The sequence below is a fragment of the Pseudomonas sp. IAC-BECa141 genome, from assembly GCF_020544405.1.
Classification (GTDB): Bacteria; Pseudomonadota; Gammaproteobacteria; order Pseudomonadales; family Pseudomonadaceae; genus Aquipseudomonas.
Genome location: NZ_CP065410.1, coordinates 6158650 through 6175128, shown reverse-complemented (window position 1 = coordinate 6175128; position 16479 = coordinate 6158650). Strand labels below are relative to the sequence as shown.

Below are 16479 nucleotides of genomic sequence, written 5' to 3'. Positions count from 1 at the left end.
GTGTGGAAAACCAAGGGTTTTGGGGGATATGCAAGTCGATCTGGATGAAGGCACGCCGGTGACCGCGATGCCGCGCTTTCAGCAAGCGGCGACGCAGGGCCGGCGTTTGCGTCGCCTGGCGATCGGTCTGGGCGTGTTGGCCGGGGCGGGATGGGGGCTGGCGTTTTTCGTCGGCCTGTTTGCGCCGCAATCGCTGTGGCCCGCATTGCTGGTCAATCAGAGCGCGGCGTTGCTGGTGCTGGTGGCCGGGTTGCAATCGGCGTGGTGGGTGACGCGCTGGCGGGCGCGGGTGATCAATCCCGTCGTGCCGGTGACGGCTGCTGAGGAACCAGCGCCGGAAGGCTGGTACGAGCGCCTGCTGGATCGCATGAGCCAGCGCAGTCTGCACCTGCTCAGGCAGATTGGCGCGGCCACATTGTGGTTGGGCGGGTGGTCGGTGCTGGTGCTGTTGAGCATCGAGCAAATATGGAATCTGGCGTTGCCGGCGGCGGGTGTGGGCTTGTCTGCCACGGTTGGCGCGGCCATCGCTTTGCTGCTGGCATTCGCTCTGCTGGTGCTGGAGCGGCAACTGGCTCAGGAAAACCCGGCGCAATGGCCCGAGGCTGGAGCGCTGGCGCAACTGACGCGAGTGGCGATCATCAGTCTGGTGTTGGGCGCGTTGTGCCTGCTTTTCGCCAGTGAGAGTGCAATCTGGCCGGTGCGTCTGGCAGTGTTGATCGGCATTCTGCCGGGACTGGTTGCCCTGGAATTACTGCTGCGTGCGCTGCTGTCGCTGTTCAGCCCGCGCCGCGAACAACTCGAGCCGGCATTGCTGGCGCGCAGTTTCGTCGCCGATTTGCTGCGCTGGCCGCCACAACCGTTGCTCGCATTGCAGCACGAATTGCACAACCGTTTCGGCATCGATCTGCGTCAGATCTGGGCCTTCAGTTACATGCGTCGCGCCTTCTTGCCGGTGTTGCTGCTGGTGGCAGCGGTGGGCTGGCTGCTCACCGGCCTTCACGAAATTCCGCTGCAAAGCCGTGGCATCTACGAGCGCTTCGGCAAACCGGTGCAGGTTTTCGGTCCGGGTTTGCACGCCGGTTTACCCTGGCCGCTGGGGCGCGTGCTGAATGTTGAAAATGGTGTTGTGCACGAACTGGCGACCAGCGTCGGCGAGAACCCGACGCCCGCGCAGTTGGATCCGGCAGAAGGGCCGGCGCCTCTGACCGCGAATCGTTTGTGGGACGCCAGCCATGTCAACGACAAGTCTCAGGTTATCGCCAGCAGCCGTGGCGATCAGCAGAGCTTTCAGATCGTCAACATGGATGTGCGCTTCGTCTACCGCATCGGCCTGAGCGATCAAGCCGCGCTGGCCGCCACCTACAACAGCGCCGATGTGCCGATGCTGATCCGCAGCACCGCCAGCCGGATTCTGGTGCATGACTTTGCCTCGCGTACTCTCGACGGATTGCTTGGCGAGGACAGGACCGGGCTCGCCGAAGAAATCGGCCGCGCCGTGCAAAGCGATCTGCAGAAACTCGACAGCGGCGTGGAAATTCTCGCCACGGTGGTCGAAGCGATCCACCCGCCGGCAGGGGCGGCCAATGCCTATCACAGTGTGCAAGCGGCACAGATCGGCGCTCAGGCATTGATCTCCCGCGAGCGCGGCGCTGCTGCCGAAGCGAGTAACCAGGCGCAGTTGCAGGCCAGTCTCGCTCGGGATCAGGCCAGTGCCAACGCCCACGAAATCAATGCCACGGCCCAGGCGGCGGACCTGAAATTCAGCGCCGAACAAAAGGCCTACGCCAGCGCCGGCCAAGCCTTCGTGCTGGAGCAATACCTCAGCCAACTCAGCCAGGGTTTGAGCAAAGCCAAACTGTTGGTACTCGACCATCGCTTGGGCGGCAGCAGTAATGCGCCGACCATCGATCTGCGTACGTTCACGCTGCCGGCAGACCCGGCGCGCACCACCGCTCAGCCAGGAGCCACCCATTGAGCCAGTCGCACACTCACGATCACCATGACCACAGCGGCCACGATCATGCTCATGGCGGCGGTCATCACCATCACGGGCATCATCACCATCACCACGGCGCGCCGGAAGAGGCGGGGCCTTTTCCCTGGAAACGCATGGGTTGGGCAGCGTTGCTGGTGGCCTTTGCCATCGCGGCGGCAAGCCTGGTGCAAGTACGCTCCGGTGAAGCCACGGTCATCACGCGGTTTGGCAACCCGTCCCGCGTGTTGCTGGAACCGGGTCTGAGCTGGCGCTGGCCGGCACCGTTCGAAGCGGCGATTCCGGTAGACCTGCGTTTGCGCACGACCTCCAGCGGCTTGCAGGACGTCGGCACCCGCGATGGTTTGCGCATCATCGTTCAGGCTTACGTCGCCTGGCAGGTACAAGGCGACCCCGACAATGTGCAGCGCTTCATGCGCGCCGTGCAGAACCAGCCGGACGAAGCGGCGCGGCAGATTCGGACGTTTGTCGGCTCGGCGCTGGAAACCACGGCCAGCAGTTTCGATCTGGCCAATCTGGTGAACACCGATGCCAGTCAGGTTCGCATCGCCGATTTTGAAGCGCAGCTGCGTCAGCAAATCGATCAGCAACTGCTCGCCACTTACGGGGTGCGCGTGGTGCAGGTGGGCATCGAACGGCTGACATTGCCATCGGTGACCTTGACTGCAACGGTTGACCGGATGCGTGCCGAGCGCGAAACCATCGCCACCGAACGCACCGCTGTCGGCAAGCGTGAAGCGGCGCAAATCCGCTCCGCCGCTGAACGCGATGCGCGAATCGTGCAAGCCGATGCCACGGTGAAAGCCGCCGATATCGAAGCCCAATCGCGGGTGGAAGCGGCGCAGATTTACGGACGTGCTTACGCCGGTTCGCCGCAGCTGTACAACTTGCTGCGTTCGCTGGACACCCTGGGCACCATCGTTTCGCCAGACACCAAGCTGATCCTGCGCACCGACGCCGCGCCATTCCGGGTGTTGGTCGACGGTCCGCCCAATCTCGACAGCAAAAGCGGAACGCAGCCATGAATGAAGTTCCACGTGGAACACATTCGCTGAACAGTCCCTGGATTCAAGCGGGACGTCTGGCGTTTTTCGCCCTGTACGCGGTAACGGTGCTCGCGGCGTTGGCCTGGGCATTTTCCAATGTGCGGCAGATTGACCCACAAAATCGCGCGATGGTTTTGCATTTCGGAGCGTTGGATCGCATTCAGAATGCCGGGTTGCTATTGGCGTGGCCGCAGCCGTTTGAACAGGTGGTTTTGTTGCCGGCGGCGGATCGGGTCATTGAGCGACGGGTGGAAAATCTGCTGCGCAGTGATCAGGCCGTGCGGGCGGATCGCGTCGCCACCTTCGCCACACCGCTGAGTGACGCGCTGGCCGGTTCCGGTTATCTGCTCACCGGTGATGCCGGCGTTGTGCAGCTGGATGTGCGGGTGTTCTACAAGGTCACCGATCCCTATGACTTTGTGCTGCAAGGCGAACATGTTTTGCCGGCACTGGATCGAGTGGTGACGCGAAGCGCGGTTGCGCTGACGGCTGCGCGGGATCTGGACACGATTCTGGTGGCGCGGCCCGAGTTGATCGGTGCTGATAATCAGGCCGCCGAACGTCGCGAACGGTTGCGCGGTGATCTGGTGCAAGGCATCAACCGACGTCTCGCCGAGTTGAAGGCGAGCGGTCAGGGCATCGGCATCGAAGTGGCGCGGGTCGATGTGCAATCGAGCCTGCCGGAGCCGGCGGTGAGTGCTTTCAACGCCGTCCTCACCGCTAGCCAGCAAGCCGACAAGGCGGTCGCCAATGCCCGCACGGACGCTGAAAAGCTGACCCAGTCCGCCAACGAACAGGCCGACCGCACGCTGCAAGTCGCCCACGCCCAGGCCGGTGAGCGCCTGGCCAAAGCCTCCGCCGACACGGCGACGGTGCTGAGTCTGGCCAAGGCGCAACAGCAGGGCACTGACCCACAAATGCTGTTGCGTTTGTACCGCGAGCGGATGCCGAAGATTCTCGGCCAGGCCGGTTCGGTGACCACGGTCGATCCGAAAGACGATTCACGCCTGATCATTCAGGGAGCCAGCCAATGACTGCCACCACCTCCGCTCCGAGCCTGTTGTCCTCGGCCGAACAACGCCGCGCCGCGCGCCAGTTGACCCTGGCGATGCTCGCCCTCGGCTTGCTTGGTCTTGGACTGATCTGGCGCTGGTTGATGCCGGAACAGACCGGCGTCAGTCAGTTGTTGCTCGGATTTGCTTCTTTATTGGTCGCGGTGCCGGTGATGCGTTCGGCGTGGTTCAGCCTGCGTTATCCGAGCCTGCACGGCATCACTGATCAATTGATCGCCCTGGCGATGATCGGGGCCTGGGCCACGGGCGATCTGCTCACCGCTGCGCTGTTGCCGATCATCATGATCTTCGGCCATGTGCTGGAAGAGCGCAGTGTGATCGGCTCCCAGGAAGCGATTCATGCCCTCGGCCAACTGACGCGCAGCCATGCGCGCAAGGTGCAGGCGGACGGCTCGGTCATCGAAGTCGACAATGGTGCGCTCAAGGCCGGCGACAAAGTCGAAGTGCGCGCCGGCGATCGCGTGCCGGCGGACGGTCGGGTGGTGTCCGGTCAGGCCAGCCTCGATACGGCGTCGATCACCGGTGAGTCGGTGCCGGTGGAGGCGGTTGTCGGCATGGCAGTGTTCGGCGGCGCGATCAACCTCGACGGGTTGCTGCGAATTGAAGTGACCCGTACCGGGGATGAGTCGACCCTCGGCAAGGTCATCGCGCTGATGCAAAACGCCGAACGCTCCAAGCCGCCGATCACCCGTTTGCTCGAACGCTATGCCGGCAGTTACATGGTGCTGGTGTTGTTGCTTGCGGCAGTCACCTGGTTCATCACCAACGATGCACAGGCGATGCTCGCGGTGCTGGTGGCGGCATGCCCATGCGCGCTGGTGTTGTCGGCGCCGGCCACGGCGATTGCCGGAGTGGCGGTGGCCGCTCGGCACGGGATTCTGATCCGCAGTTCGGCGTTCCTGGAGGAATTGGCTGATCTCACTTCGCTGGTCGTCGACAAGACCGGCACCCTGACTTACGGCACGCTGCGCTTGCAGTCGATCAGCAGCCCGCGAGCGGATCACGGATCGGTAATGGCACTGGCCGCGAGCCTGGGCGCGGCGAGCAGCCATCCTGTCAGCCGCGCGCTGGCCGGACTGGTCAGCGCGGAAGAGGTGTTGGTGCTGACCGATATTCATGAGCGGCAGGGGTTGGGCGTAGTGGCCCAAACCGCGCAAGGCGAGGCCGCACTCGGGCGCCCGGAGCTGTTTGCGCAGTTGGGCATCCCGACCACCGCGATCCCCGAACACGATGGCCCGATTGCCGGATTGGCATTGAATGGCGAATTTCTCGCCTGGCTGTTGCTGGCCGACACCGTCAAACCGGAAGCGCGATTTGCGTTGAGCGAGCTGCGTGACCTCGGGCTGGGGAGGCAACTGTTGTTAACCGGTGACCGGCAGAGCGTTGCGCAAACCCTGGCCAAGGACGTCGGCCTGCACGAAGTAGAAGCCCAGGCGTTGCCCGAAGACAAACTCAACCGAGTGCTCAAGGAAATCGATAACGGCTTCCGGCCGATGGTGGTCGGCGACGGGATCAACGATTCGCTGGCGCTCAAGGCAGGTGTCGTCGGGGTGGCGATGGGCGCGGGCGGCGCGGACATTGCGTTGGCGTCAGCCGACATCGTGCTGATCGGCAGTGACCTGCGTCGGCTTGGCACCTGTGTGCGCCTGAGTCGTCAGTGCCGGAAAACCTTGCAGGTGAACGTGATCATCGGCCTGGGCTGGACGCTGGCCATCGTGGTATTCGCGGCCTTCGGCTGGCTCGGTGCGGCGGGCGCGATGATCGCTGCATTGCTGCACAACCTGAGCACGCTGCTGGTGCTGGGCAATGCTGGCCGGCTGCTGCGTTTTCAGGAGCCGCTGCTGAAACTGAAGGCGTCGGACTGATCATTTTTCGAACTGTGCGCCGCTCTCGCAGTCATTTGAGAAGGCGCACTGAAACACGGATGACCGCGCGGTGACAGCCGCTGTGGCTGATAGTCGGCGACTATCAGATCGATAGCCTGCTAATTTTCAAGGATGGTCTACCCTCAGATCAGACGTCTGAAACCAGGGGGATATTCCATGCTCGCGCAACTTCCACCGGCCTTACAGAATCTGCAGCTTCCGCTTCGCCTGCGACTCTGGGACGGCCATGAATTCAATCTGGGCCCGACGCCCAGCGTCACCATCGTGGTCAAGGACCCGTTGATGGTGTCCCAGTTGACCCATCCAAGCCTCGACGCGCTGGGGGCGGCGTTCGTCGAGGGCAAACTCGAACTGGAAGGGTCGATCAGCGAGGTCATCCGGGTGTGCGATGAGTTGAGCTCCGCGCTGCTTGATGAAGACGAAGACAGTCACCCGGTGCGCACGCTCCACGACAAGGAAACCGACGCCAAGGCCATCTCCTATCACTACGATCTGTCCAACGCGTTCTACCAGCTGTGGCTGGACAGCGACATGGCGTATTCCTGTGCGTATTTCGAAACCGGCAGCGAAACCCTTGAGCAGGCGCAACAGGCCAAGTTCCGGCACCTGTGTCGCAAGCTGCGTTTGCAGCCAGGTGATTACCTGCTGGACGTCGGTTGCGGCTGGGGCGGTCTGGCGCGTTACGCCGCCCGTGAGTTCGGCGCCAAGGTCTTCGGTATCACCCTGAGCAAGGAACAACTGGCGCTGGCTCGTGAGCGGGTCAAGGCTGAAGGCCTGGAAGACCAGATCGAACTGCAGCTGCTTGACTACCGCGATCTGCCTCAGGACGGGCGTTTCGACAAGGTGGTCAGCGTCGGCATGTTCGAACACGTCGGCCACGCCAACCTCGCCGAATACTGCAAAACCCTGTTCGGCGCGGTGAAAGAGGGCGGTCTGGTGATGAACCACGGCATCACCGCCAAGCACACCGATGGCCGTCCGGTGGGGCGCGGTGCCGGGGATTTCATCGAGAAGTACGTGTTCCCCAACGGCGAGCTGCCGCACCTGGCGATGATCTCGGCCGAGATCAGCGAAGCGGGTCTGGAGATTGTCGACGTCGAAAGTCTGCGTCTGCATTACGCGCGCACCCTGGACCACTGGAGCGAACGGCTGGAGGACAATCTTGAAGCCGCCGCGAAACTGGTGCCGGAGCAGGCGCTGCGTATCTGGCGTCTGTACCTGGCGGGCTGCGCTTACGCATTCGCTCGCGGCTGGATCAACCTGCACCAGATTCTCGCCGTGAAAGCCCATGCCGACGGCAGCCATGAACTGCCGTGGACCAGGGACGACATCTACAACCCTTGAACCTAGAGAATCGGTGAAATCAGCCGGGCGATCCGCATGCCGACCTGTTGCAGGCGATGGATCTCCCGGCTTTCTTCTTTGGCGACCTCGTAGGCTTGGGCAAAGTCGTCATTGAGCATCTGTTCCACGCTGGCGGCGAATTCGCTGTCGACGGTCAGCAGCATCACTTCGAAATTCAGCCGGAACGAGCGGTTGTCCAGATTGGCGCTGCCGATGGCGCTGATTTCGCTGTCGATCAACACCACTTTTTGATGCAGGAATCCCGGTTCATAGCGGAATACCCGCACGCCGGCGCGCACCGCTTCGAACGCGTACAGGCTGGATGCGGCGTAGACGATGCGGTGGTCGGGACGCGAAGGCAGCAGCAGACGCACGTCGACCCCGCGCAATACCGCGAGGCGTAATGCGGCGAACACGGCTTCGTCGGGAATGAAGTAGGGGCTGGTGATCCACACGCGCTCGGTGGCGGCGTGGATGGCTTCGACGAAGAACAGCGAGCAGGTTTCGTAGGCATCCGCCGGGCCACTGGCGAGTAATTGGCAAAGTACGCCGTCCTCCGGGTAGGCGTCCGGCAGGATCAGCGGCGGCAATGACCGCGCGGCCCAGAACCAGTCTTCGGCAAATGACTCCTGCATGCACGCGACCACCGGGCCGCGCACCTGGACGTGGGTATCGCGCCACGGTGCCAGCGGTGGTTTTTCACCCATGTACTCGTCGCCGACGTTGTGGCCGCCGACAAACCCGATCAGCCCGTCGACCACCACGATCTTTCGGTGGTTGCGGAAATTCACCTGGAAACGATTGAGCCAGCCGCCGCGGGTGGCAAATGCTTTGACCTCGACGCCGCCATCGCGCAGCGCCTGCACGTAGCTGTGGGGCAGGGCGTGGCTGCCGATGCGGTCATAGAGCAAATGGATCACCACGCCTTCGGCCGCTTTTTTCAGCAACAGGTCACGCAGGCGCTGACCGAGTCGATCGTCGTGAATGATAAAAAACTGGATCAGCACGGCTTCCCGCGCCTGGTCGATTGCGTGGAAAATCGCCTCGAAGGTGGCGGCACCGTTGATCAGCAATCGCACTTCATTGTTGGCCAGGCACGGCATGCGCCCCAGTTTCGGCATCGCCCGCAACGAGTCATACGCATTCGAGGCGCGGGCGGTCAAGGCTTCTTCCACCCACGGCCGCCAGTTGAGTTCGGAAATCGCCTGGCGCATCTGTTCGTTGGCCTGGCGGCGGGCCTTGATGTAGCCATCGAAGGTGCTGCGGCCGAACACCAGATACGGGATGAGGGTGAGGTAGGGAATGAAGATCAGCGACAGCGCCCAGGCAATCGAGCCTTGTGCCGTGCGTACGGTCAATACGGCATGGATCGCAGCGATCGAGCCGAGGGTGTGTATCAGGGCGATCAGGTAACCGAAGATGTGCGGTCCGAAATAATCCATGGGGCAACCTTGCTCCTGAAGATTCAATGCTTAACAGACCATGTTCCAGGGCGATTGTCGCTATTTGTTTTCAAGTCGCCAGCGTCCGCCATGAACCGAAACAGGCGGCCGGCGTCTAACGGCCACTACTGATCAGGAGTTTTTCAATGAACGTTCGTCTGCTGGGTTTGGCGCTGGGCCTGGGTTTGGCCTTGCCGGTGGTTGCTCAGGCGCAAATGCTGCAGCCGGGGTTGTGGGAAATGACGTCGAGCAATGTGAAGGTCGATGATCAGGTGATGGATGTGCAGTCGATCCTCGGCCAGATTCAGGGCCAGATCACTCCGCAACAACGGGCTGAACTGGAGAAGCAGGGGATCAACATCGGCGGCAAGGGCATTCGCGCCTGTCTGACGCCGCAGCAGGTGGCGACCAACGATATTCCATTGGCGGATCCGCAGTCGGGCTGCAAGCAGCAGATCACCGAGCGTGTCGGCAACCAGTGGAAATTCCGCTTCAGTTGCCCGAAAGCCCAAGGCACCGGTGTCGCGACGTTCCTCAGTGACCGCGAGTTCACCACCGTCGCCAACGGTACTTTCAACGCCATCGGGATCAACCAGAAGGGCAGTCTGGAAACCCGGGCAGTCTGGCTGGGTCAGGATTGCGGTACGGTCAAACCGAGAGCGTAACGTCACTGTCGAAACCGCCTCCACATCGAGTGGAGGCGGTTTTTTTCAGCGCATGAACCGCAGCGGCAATCCCTGACAGTTGTCATGGATCCGATGGTCATGCCACGCAATTTGCCCCGAAACCACCGTCGTGCTGACCCGATGCCGAAAGCTGCGCTGAGCGAACGGCGTCCAGCCGCATTGCGACAGAACCGGCTGGCGTGACACCGCGACACCCTTGGGCTCCGGTTGCACCAACACCAGATCCGCCCAATACCCCTCACGCAAATAGCCGCGATCCGGAATGGCAAACAGATCCGCCACCCGGTGACTGGTCTTGGCCACCAGTGTGGTGATCGGCAGCACGCCATCCGCCACCAGTTCCAACAACGCCGGCAGCGCGTGTTGCACCAGTGGCAGCCCGGACGGCGCCTGTTCATACGCTTGCTGTTTTTCCGCCCAGGTGTGCGGCGCATGATCGCTGCCGATCACGTCCAGCCGATTGCTTAGCAGTGCCTGGCGCAGGGCGTCGCGATCGCTTTGGGACTTGATCGCCGGATTGCATTTGATCAGGTTGCCGAGGTTCGGATAGTCACGGTCATCGAACAGTAGATGGTGCAGGCAGACTTCGGCGGTGATGCGTTTTTGCGACAGCGGCTTGTCTTCGAACAACGCCAGTTCGCGGGCCGTGGTCAGGTGCAGGACGTGCAGACGAGTGCCGTGACGTTTCGCCAGATCCACTGCCAGAGACGACGAACGAAAGCAGGTATCCGCATTGCGGATCAGCGCGTGGGCATCGGCTGGCAAATGATTGCCGTAGCGCTCACGCAGATTCCCGGCATTCACTTCGATGCTCGGCGTGTGTTCACAGTGGGCCAGCAGAATCGTCGGCACTTGCGCGAACAGGCGCTCGAGGGTGTTCGGGTCGTCCACCAGCATGTTGCCGGTGGACGCGCCCATGAACACTTTCACACCGGCCACTTCACAGGGATTGAGCGCCGCGACGGTGTCCAGATTGTCGTGACTGACACCGAAGTGAAAACCGTAGTTGGCCACCGAGGTGATCGCTGCCCGGCGCTTTTTGTCGGCCAGCGCTTCAAGGGTCAGCGTGGCAGGGTTGGTGTTGGGCATGTCCATGAAACTGGTGATGCCCCCAACCACGGCAGCACGGGATTCGGTGTGGATGCTGCCCTTGGCCGGTGCACCCGGCTCGCGAAAATGCACCTGGTCGTCAATCATGCCCGGCAGCAACCATTGGCCGTTGGCGTCGATTTCACGGGTCGCGTTTTCACCTTCGATGCTGCCGGCGATCTTGACGATGCGCCCGTTGCTGACCAACAGATCGGCGTCGAACTGACGACCTTCGTTCACCAGCCGCGCATTGCGAATCAACACACTGCTCATGATTCAGAACTCGTTCTGCAGGGCTTTGTAGCCGCGCACCAGGTCGACGTTGGTACGCGCCACGTCTTCGGAAAACTCGGAGGCGCTGACGCTCACCGGCGGGAATTGCGAGAGGTCGGTACCCGGACCGATGCGGGTGGTGGAGGGCACATAGAACGCGTCCGGCAGGTCCCGGCCGTCGACCACCGAGTTGTGCCGCACCACGCAACCGTTACCGACCACGCAGTTGAACAGCACGCTGTTGAAGCCGATGAAAACGCGGTCGCCGACCGTGCACGGGCCATGCACGATCGAACGGTGGGCGATGGAGCTGAATTCGCCGATGGTCACCGCTGCGCCGGATTTGGAGTGGATCACCACGCCGTCCTGGATGTTCGAATTGGCGCCGATGGTGATCGGTTCCATCTCGCCGGTGGCGTCCACTTCATCAGCGCGGATCACCGCGTACGGGCCGACGAAAACGTTTTCGCCGATCACCACTTTGCCGCAAATGATCGCGGTTTTATCGACGTAGGCAGACTCGGCAATCTGCGGCAAATCACCGGAAGGATTTTTTCGGATCATGGCTGGCTCAGGGCTTGGTAGAGAGTGTTGAGGTTGTATTCGAACAGCCCGGTGAAAGTACTGGCCGGACCGTTTGCGGCGAGGGCGTCGGAGTACAGCGTGCCGCCGATGTGTGCGCCGCTTTCGTCGGCGATCTGTTTCAGCAGGCGCGCGTCCTTGATGTTTTCCATGAACACCGCTTTGACCTTGGCCTGGCGGATCTGGGTGATCAGCGCGGCGACTTCGGCAGCAGAAGGTTCGCGTTCGGTGGACAGTCCTTGTGGCGCCATGAAGTCGATGCCGTAGGCCTGACCGAGATAACCGAAGGCGTCATGGCTGGTGACGATCTTGCGGTTGCCCGGCGGCAGTGAACCGAGCTTGGTTTTCGCTTGGGCGAGGAGGGCGTAGATCTGTTTCAGGTAGGCCTGGCTGTTGCGCTCGTAGTCGGCTTTGTTGGCCGGATCAGCAGCGATCAGCGCCTTGGTAATGTTGGCAACGTACAGCTCGGCGTTTGCCAGGTTGTGCCAGGCGTGAGGGTCGGGGACGGTTTCGCCGTCCTCATCCAGCGAGCGCGGAATCACGCCGCGACTGGCACTGATCACTGGGGCTCTTGTGTTGGTGCTGGCGACCAGCCGATCCAGCCAAGGCTCGAAACCCAGCCCGTTCTTGACGATCAGTTTCGCCTTGAGCAGGGCCTTGGCGTCATCCGGAGTGGGTTCGTAAGTGTGGGCATCAGCGTCAGGGCCGACCATGTTGATGATCTGGATATGCTCACCGCCGACCTGATGCACCATGTCGGCAAGGATGCTGAAACTGGTGACCACCGGCAGTTTTTCCGCCGCCGATAACGACATCGACAGCATCAGGCTGAACAGCACGAGTAGAGCGCGCATCGGGAAACTCCTCATTGGGATGTGAGCAAAGGCGGGCGGCGCAACAGACCGTGAACCGGTCCGAACACCACGGAAAACACATAGCCGCCACCGGCGACCAGCACGATGGCCGGGCCGCTGGGCAGCGAGTAGTAGAACGACAGCAACAGACCGAGCCATACCGATGCGCAGCCAATGAGCGCGGCGATGGCGATCAGGATCGGCAGGCGTCGACTCCAGAAGCGTGAGGCGGCGGCTGGCAGCATCATCAGACCGACCACCATCAGGGCGCCGATGGCCTGGAAACCGATCACCAGGTTGAGCACCACCAGCGTCAGGAACACGCCATGGGCGACGGGGCCGAGTCGGCTGACCGTGCGCAGGAAAAACGGATCGAGCGTGTCGAGGAGCAAGGGTTTGTAGATTAATGCCATGGCCATCAGGCTAAGCGCTGATACCCACAACATGCCGTTAAGGGTTGGCCCGTCGACCGCCAGTGCAGAGCCGAACAGCAGGTGCAGCAAATCCAGTCGCTTGCCGGCGATGCCGAGAATCAGCACGCCGCTCGCCAGCGAGATGGGATAGATGGCCGCGAGGCTGGCGTCTTCGCGCAGGCCGGTGCGTCGAGTGATCCACGCGGCGAGTCCGGCCATGCTCAGGCCGGCACCGAGCCCGCCGAGGGTCAGCGCGGGAAGACTCAGCCCGGCGAACCAGAACCCCAATGCGGCGCCGGGGAGAATGCCGTGGGCGACGGCATCACCGATCAGGCTCATCCGCCGCAGGATCAGGAAAACGCCCAGTGGTGCGGTGCTGCACGCCAATACCAGACCGCCCAGCAAGGCCCGACGCATGAAGACGAACTCGTGGAACGGCTGCCATAAATGACTGAGCGTGAGCATCAGGCCACCTGCGTGTGAGGCGTTTGCTGGATGAGGTCGACGCTGCTGCCGAATGCGCAGCCGCTCGGTTTGATCAGCAAGGTTTGTGGAATGTGTTGGCGCACGGCGGCAAGGTCATGGCAAACCACGACCAGGGTTCGTCCCTGCTCATGCCAGGCGTGCAGGTGTTGCCACAGCAATGTCTGACCCAGTTCGTCGAGTGCGGCATGGGGTTCGTCGAGCAGCAGCAACGGTGTGTCGGCCAGGCTCAATCGGGCGAGCAGGGCGCGTTGCAGTTCTCCGCCGGAGAGGGCCATCAGGGGACGATGTTCCAGCCCGCCGAGGTGCCAATCTTCGAGTGCGGATTCAAGACGTTGAGCCCTGAGTTGCGATGACAGTCGGCGTCCCCAAAAACCTGCAGCCACCAATTCCTGGAGGCTGATCGGGAACTGTCGATCCAGATGCTGCTGTTGAGGCAGGAAGGACAAACCGCTTTGGCGTGGAACACTCAGTTCGACCTTGCCGGCCAATGGTCGCTGTAACCCGGCGATGACTTTGAGCAGGCTGCTTTTGCCGCTGCCGTTGACGCCGATGATTGCCGTCAGGCTGCCGCTTTCCAGCTTTAGGTCAAGCGGCGCGGTAAGTGGTTGGCCGGGTGCTCCCCAGCTCAGATTCTGGCAACGAATCATGGCTGCTCCCGGCGCCAATGACTCTCGGCGACGGCGTCGTGAGCGTGAAGGCTTTCGGCGTGGATAACTCGAACATGGAATTCGCTGACACCCGGTGAGCGGCGCAGTGTCTGGTTCAGGCGGCGGGCAGCATCTTCGCAGAACATCAGGTTCTGGCCGTTTGCGAGGGCGAAGGCTTGTTCGTCGGCGCGTTTTACAGCGGTTTGTACAGCGGTGCCGAGGGCTGCTTCGGCGTCGTTGATGATGGATGTCAGCGGCAGTTCATCAATGAATTCATCCAGATGTAGATGCAACTGCGCAGTACTGCGTTGACTGTGAGGTGTGGCGACAATGCCTTGGGTCGAGCCCAACCACGCCAACACATCGGCGTGTTGCAGCGGTTTGTTGGCGAAATCGTCGACGAATTGTTGCTGGATCAACTGCCTCGCCAATGCCGCGGAACAGGGGCAAGTTGAGGAGTACGCGACGTTAATTTTCAGTTCCACGTGGAACACTTTGTTTTTTAGCTGGGCTGAAACAGTGACCGGATAGGTTTTCCATCCTGCCAACGGGCTGACCAATGCCGGCCTTCTGAGCAGTAAATCAGCGTGGATATTGAGATAGGCGGCGTCGGAGAGCTCTTCGTGGCTGTCGAGGAAGCGTTGCAGAACTTGTCGCAGAAGGGCCGGCGAAAGATTCTGCTGCTCCAGCGTTTCCAGCCCCAGATACAGTCGCGACATGTGAATGCCGCGTGCGTCTCCATCATCAAGACTGACGCCTGCATCCGCTTTTGCGGCCAGGCGCTGGCCTTCGATAAACACAGGTAAAGCGATGCCGCACATCCCCACCCATTCGAGAGGCAGGGCCTGGCGAGCGGCTTGAGCCGCGACATCCGGCAAAGTCAGCGCGTTCATGAGCAGTTCCATGATGGTTATTGGATTTGATGTTACATTATAACAATTCAAACCACGATGCCTTTTTCATGAACAGGCTTTCATATGCACAGACGCCACTTGCTCAACTTGATGCTGGCCAGCGCGGCCTTTGTTTTGCCTTTTTCAGTGCCCGCCGCGCAGATACGGAATGCTCGGCTTTGGCGTTCGGATGAAAAGCTTCGGCTGGTATTCGATCTAAGCGGGCCTGTGAGCTACAAGACATTCACTTTGAGTACGCCTGAGCGGTTGATTATCGATTTGAGCGGGGCGAGCCTGGACGGCGATTTCAGCCAATTAGCGTTATCCGGCACCCCGATTCGCTCGATTCGCTCCGGCCATTTTGGCCAAGGAAACGCCCGGATCGTGCTGGATTTAAGCAGTCCGGTTCAGCTTAATTCTTTCTTGCTGGCGCCTCAGGATGGACAAGGTCACCGCTTGGTTTTGGACTTGATGGGAGCTCCGGCAGAGCTTCCGGCAAGCGTTCCACGTGAAACACCACAAGAAAAATCCCATCCCAAGCGCGACATCATGGTGGTAGTCGACCCGGGTCATGGCGGGAAAGATCCAGGTGCAATCGGCACCAAAGGCGAGCGGGAAAAGGATGTAGTTCTGTCCATTGCGCGACTGCTCGCACGAAGACTCAAGCGAGAGAAAGGCTTTGATGTGAAGCTGGTCCGTAACGACGATTTCTTTGTCCCGTTGCGCAAACGTGTAGAGATAGCCCGTCAGCACAAGGCCGACATGTTCATTTCGGTACACGCCGATGCTGCGCCACGTCTGACGGCTTCCGGGGCGTCGGTGTATTGCTTGTCCGAAGGCGGTGCTACGTCCGCCACCGCACGGTTCATGGCGCAGCGTGAGAACGGCGTGGATCTGCTCGGTGCAACCAGCCTGCTCAATCTCAAGGACAAGGATCCGATGCTTGCTGGCGTGATTCTCGACATGTCGATGAACGCGACCCTCGCTGCCAGTTTGCAACTCGGAAGCACAGTGCTGAGCAGTCTGGCCGGCATCACCACGCTGCACCAAAAGCGCGTGGAACAGGCTGGATTTGCTGTTCTGAAATCACCGGACGTGCCGTCAATTCTTGTGGAAACCGGGTTCATTTCCAACGCGCGGGACAGTCAGCGCCTGGTGACGGCGCGTCATCAACAGGCCGTGGCTGATGGTTTGTTTGACGGCTTGCAGCGCTATTTCCAGAAAAATCCACCCATCGACAGCTACATGGCCTGGCAACAAGAGCAGAAAGGATCACGGGTTTAACACCCGATGATCCGGCTGCAGGTGAACTTCGCACTGCTGCCGCCGGAGCTGGAGAACCGATTGATCGTCGTCCAGCCTACGCGCCGGTTGTAGCCAACCCAGGCTTCTCCATCAGAAGCGATGCCGGTGAAGAACGTGAGTTGCCCATAACGGCTATTGGTTTGTGCCCAGTAGCGGTTGCCCGCTTTCTCGAATCCGCGCACGTAAATTGTGCTGCCGACGGTGTTGACGCTATAGGCGTTGCCGTTGGCATCAATGCAAGCCAACAGGTTTGCGCTGCGTGTGCAGTTGGCGAGCCCCGGCACTTGTGCTTCGGCACTCAGCGTCAGCATTGCCAGGCAGATAAGCGAGTACTTCAGCACGGTTTCCATGACGTCACTCGGCGACAAACTGATTGCAGCTTCCGGCCCTTTGTCACTTTGGGCAAGAAGAGAGTAGATTGAATTTGTTGTTATACTATAACATTATTCAGACAAGGCTTTTCGTGG

At 61.2% G+C, this 16479-nt stretch carries 15 protein-coding genes; 7 read left to right on the top strand and 8 right to left on the bottom strand.

Annotated elements, in window-relative coordinates:
* Positions 1-28 precede the first annotated feature (28 nt).
* From hflK (I5961_RS28375) to cfaB, 5 genes are all read left to right on the top strand, one after another.
* Entirely contained in the window at positions 29-1975 is a 1947-nt protein-coding gene (gene hflK, locus I5961_RS28375) for a protease modulator HflK (protein ID WP_227233978.1), read from the top strand.
* A complete protein-coding gene (gene hflC, locus I5961_RS28370) occupies positions 1972-3018 on the top strand; it encodes a protease modulator HflC (protein WP_085696676.1) in 1047 nt (348 codons plus the stop codon). Before hflK (I5961_RS28375) ends, hflC begins: the two co-directional genes overlap by 4 nt.
* Positions 3015-4073: a protease modulator HflK gene (hflK, locus tag I5961_RS28365; RefSeq protein WP_085702263.1), complete on the top strand. Its 1059-nt coding sequence runs from the start codon at positions 3015-3017 to the stop codon at positions 4071-4073. Before hflC ends, hflK (I5961_RS28365) begins: the two co-directional genes overlap by 4 nt.
* Entirely contained in the window at positions 4070-5977 is a 1908-nt protein-coding gene (locus I5961_RS28360; protein ID WP_227233977.1) for a heavy metal translocating P-type ATPase, read from the top strand. Before hflK (I5961_RS28365) ends, I5961_RS28360 begins: the two co-directional genes overlap by 4 nt.
* A 177-nt stretch (positions 5978-6154) precedes the next feature.
* Complete coding sequence (gene cfaB, locus I5961_RS28355) at positions 6155-7342, top strand: C17 cyclopropane fatty acid synthase CfaB (RefSeq protein WP_227233975.1); 1188 nt, start codon at positions 6155-6157, stop codon at positions 7340-7342.
* A gap of 2 nt (positions 7343-7344) precedes the next feature.
* Here the strand turns inward: cfaB and cls are convergent, their stop codons facing one another.
* Positions 7345-8784, bottom strand: a complete 1440-nt coding sequence (gene cls, locus I5961_RS28350) for a cardiolipin synthase (protein ID WP_085696684.1) — start codon at positions 8782-8784, stop codon at positions 7345-7347.
* Positions 8785-8930: 146 nt separating this feature from the next.
* Between cls and I5961_RS28345 the strand changes: the two genes are divergently transcribed.
* Positions 8931-9449, top strand: coding sequence for a DUF3617 domain-containing protein (locus tag I5961_RS28345; RefSeq protein WP_007954220.1), 519 nt, complete (start codon positions 8931-8933; stop codon positions 9447-9449).
* A gap of 45 nt (positions 9450-9494) precedes the next feature.
* On the opposite strand, the gene I5961_RS28340 is transcribed toward I5961_RS28345, so the two are convergent.
* The 6 genes from I5961_RS28340 to folE2 are packed head-to-tail and all read right to left on the bottom strand — an operon-like array spanning position 9495 to position 14707.
* Positions 9495-10832, bottom strand: coding sequence for a dihydroorotase (locus tag I5961_RS28340; protein WP_227233974.1), 1338 nt, complete (start codon positions 10830-10832; stop codon positions 9495-9497).
* A gap of 3 nt (positions 10833-10835) precedes the next feature.
* The gene (locus I5961_RS28335) at positions 10836-11396 is read right to left on the bottom strand and encodes a carbonate dehydratase (protein WP_011336655.1); all 561 of its coding nucleotides are present in this window, start codon (positions 11394-11396) and stop codon (positions 10836-10838) included.
* Entirely contained in the window at positions 11393-12268 is an 876-nt protein-coding gene (locus I5961_RS28330; protein WP_227233972.1) for a metal ABC transporter substrate-binding protein, read from the bottom strand. The genes I5961_RS28335 and I5961_RS28330 overlap by 4 nt, the downstream gene beginning before the upstream one ends.
* 11 nt (positions 12269-12279) lie before the next feature.
* Positions 12280-13146 (bottom strand): metal ABC transporter permease, encoded by an 867-nt coding sequence (locus I5961_RS28325; protein WP_085696690.1) that lies wholly within the window; start codon positions 13144-13146, stop codon positions 12280-12282.
* Complete coding sequence (locus tag I5961_RS28320) at positions 13146-13814, bottom strand: metal ABC transporter ATP-binding protein (RefSeq protein WP_227233970.1); 669 nt, start codon at positions 13812-13814, stop codon at positions 13146-13148. Before I5961_RS28320 ends, I5961_RS28325 begins: the two co-directional genes overlap by 1 nt.
* On the bottom strand, positions 13811-14707 hold the full coding sequence (gene folE2 / locus I5961_RS28315; RefSeq protein WP_227233969.1) for a GTP cyclohydrolase FolE2: 897 nt from the start codon (positions 14705-14707) through the stop codon (positions 13811-13813). Before folE2 ends, I5961_RS28320 begins: the two co-directional genes overlap by 4 nt.
* An 84-nt stretch (positions 14708-14791) precedes the next feature.
* Here folE2 and I5961_RS28310 point away from each other — a divergent pair, with 84 nt between their 5' ends.
* On the top strand, positions 14792-15991 hold the full coding sequence (locus I5961_RS28310; protein ID WP_085702272.1) for an N-acetylmuramoyl-L-alanine amidase: 1200 nt from the start codon (positions 14792-14794) through the stop codon (positions 15989-15991).
* On the opposite strand, the gene I5961_RS28305 is transcribed toward I5961_RS28310, so the two are convergent.
* Positions 15988-16362, bottom strand: coding sequence for a glutamine synthetase (locus I5961_RS28305; protein WP_085696698.1), 375 nt, complete (start codon positions 16360-16362; stop codon positions 15988-15990). The two genes, I5961_RS28310 and I5961_RS28305, sit on opposite strands and share 4 nt — an antisense overlap.
* Between the last annotated feature and the right edge of the window lie 117 nt (positions 16363-16479).

What these genes read in the sequence shown, in the direction of transcription:
- I5961_RS28360 (WP_227233977.1), top strand. Translation starts at nt 4,070, where the DNA reads ATGACTGCCACCACCTCCGCTCCGAGCCTGTTGTCCTCGGCCGAACAA.
- I5961_RS28325 (WP_085696690.1), bottom strand. Translation starts at nt 13,146, where the DNA reads ATGCTCACGCTCAGTCATTTATGGCAGCCGTTCCACGAGTTCGTCTTC.
- I5961_RS28345 (WP_007954220.1), top strand. Translation starts at nt 8,931, where the DNA reads ATGAACGTTCGTCTGCTGGGTTTGGCGCTGGGCCTGGGTTTGGCCTTG.
- I5961_RS28305 (WP_085696698.1), bottom strand. Translation starts at nt 16,362, where the DNA reads ATGGAAACCGTGCTGAAGTACTCGCTTATCTGCCTGGCAATGCTGACG.
- hflK (WP_227233978.1), top strand. Translation starts at nt 29, where the DNA reads ATGCAAGTCGATCTGGATGAAGGCACGCCGGTGACCGCGATGCCGCGC.
- folE2 (WP_227233969.1), bottom strand. Translation starts at nt 14,707, where the DNA reads ATGAACGCGCTGACTTTGCCGGATGTCGCGGCTCAAGCCGCTCGCCAG.
- hflK (WP_085702263.1), top strand. Translation starts at nt 3,015, where the DNA reads ATGAATGAAGTTCCACGTGGAACACATTCGCTGAACAGTCCCTGGATT.
- I5961_RS28310 (WP_085702272.1), top strand. Translation starts at nt 14,792, where the DNA reads ATGCACAGACGCCACTTGCTCAACTTGATGCTGGCCAGCGCGGCCTTT.
- cls (WP_085696684.1), bottom strand. Translation starts at nt 8,784, where the DNA reads ATGGATTATTTCGGACCGCACATCTTCGGTTACCTGATCGCCCTGATA.
- I5961_RS28335 (WP_011336655.1), bottom strand. Translation starts at nt 11,396, where the DNA reads ATGATCCGAAAAAATCCTTCCGGTGATTTGCCGCAGATTGCCGAGTCT.
- I5961_RS28320 (WP_227233970.1), bottom strand. Translation starts at nt 13,814, where the DNA reads ATGATTCGTTGCCAGAATCTGAGCTGGGGAGCACCCGGCCAACCACTT.
- I5961_RS28330 (WP_227233972.1), bottom strand. Translation starts at nt 12,268, where the DNA reads ATGCGCGCTCTACTCGTGCTGTTCAGCCTGATGCTGTCGATGTCGTTA.
- I5961_RS28340 (WP_227233974.1), bottom strand. Translation starts at nt 10,832, where the DNA reads ATGAGCAGTGTGTTGATTCGCAATGCGCGGCTGGTGAACGAAGGTCGT.
- cfaB (WP_227233975.1), top strand. Translation starts at nt 6,155, where the DNA reads ATGCTCGCGCAACTTCCACCGGCCTTACAGAATCTGCAGCTTCCGCTT.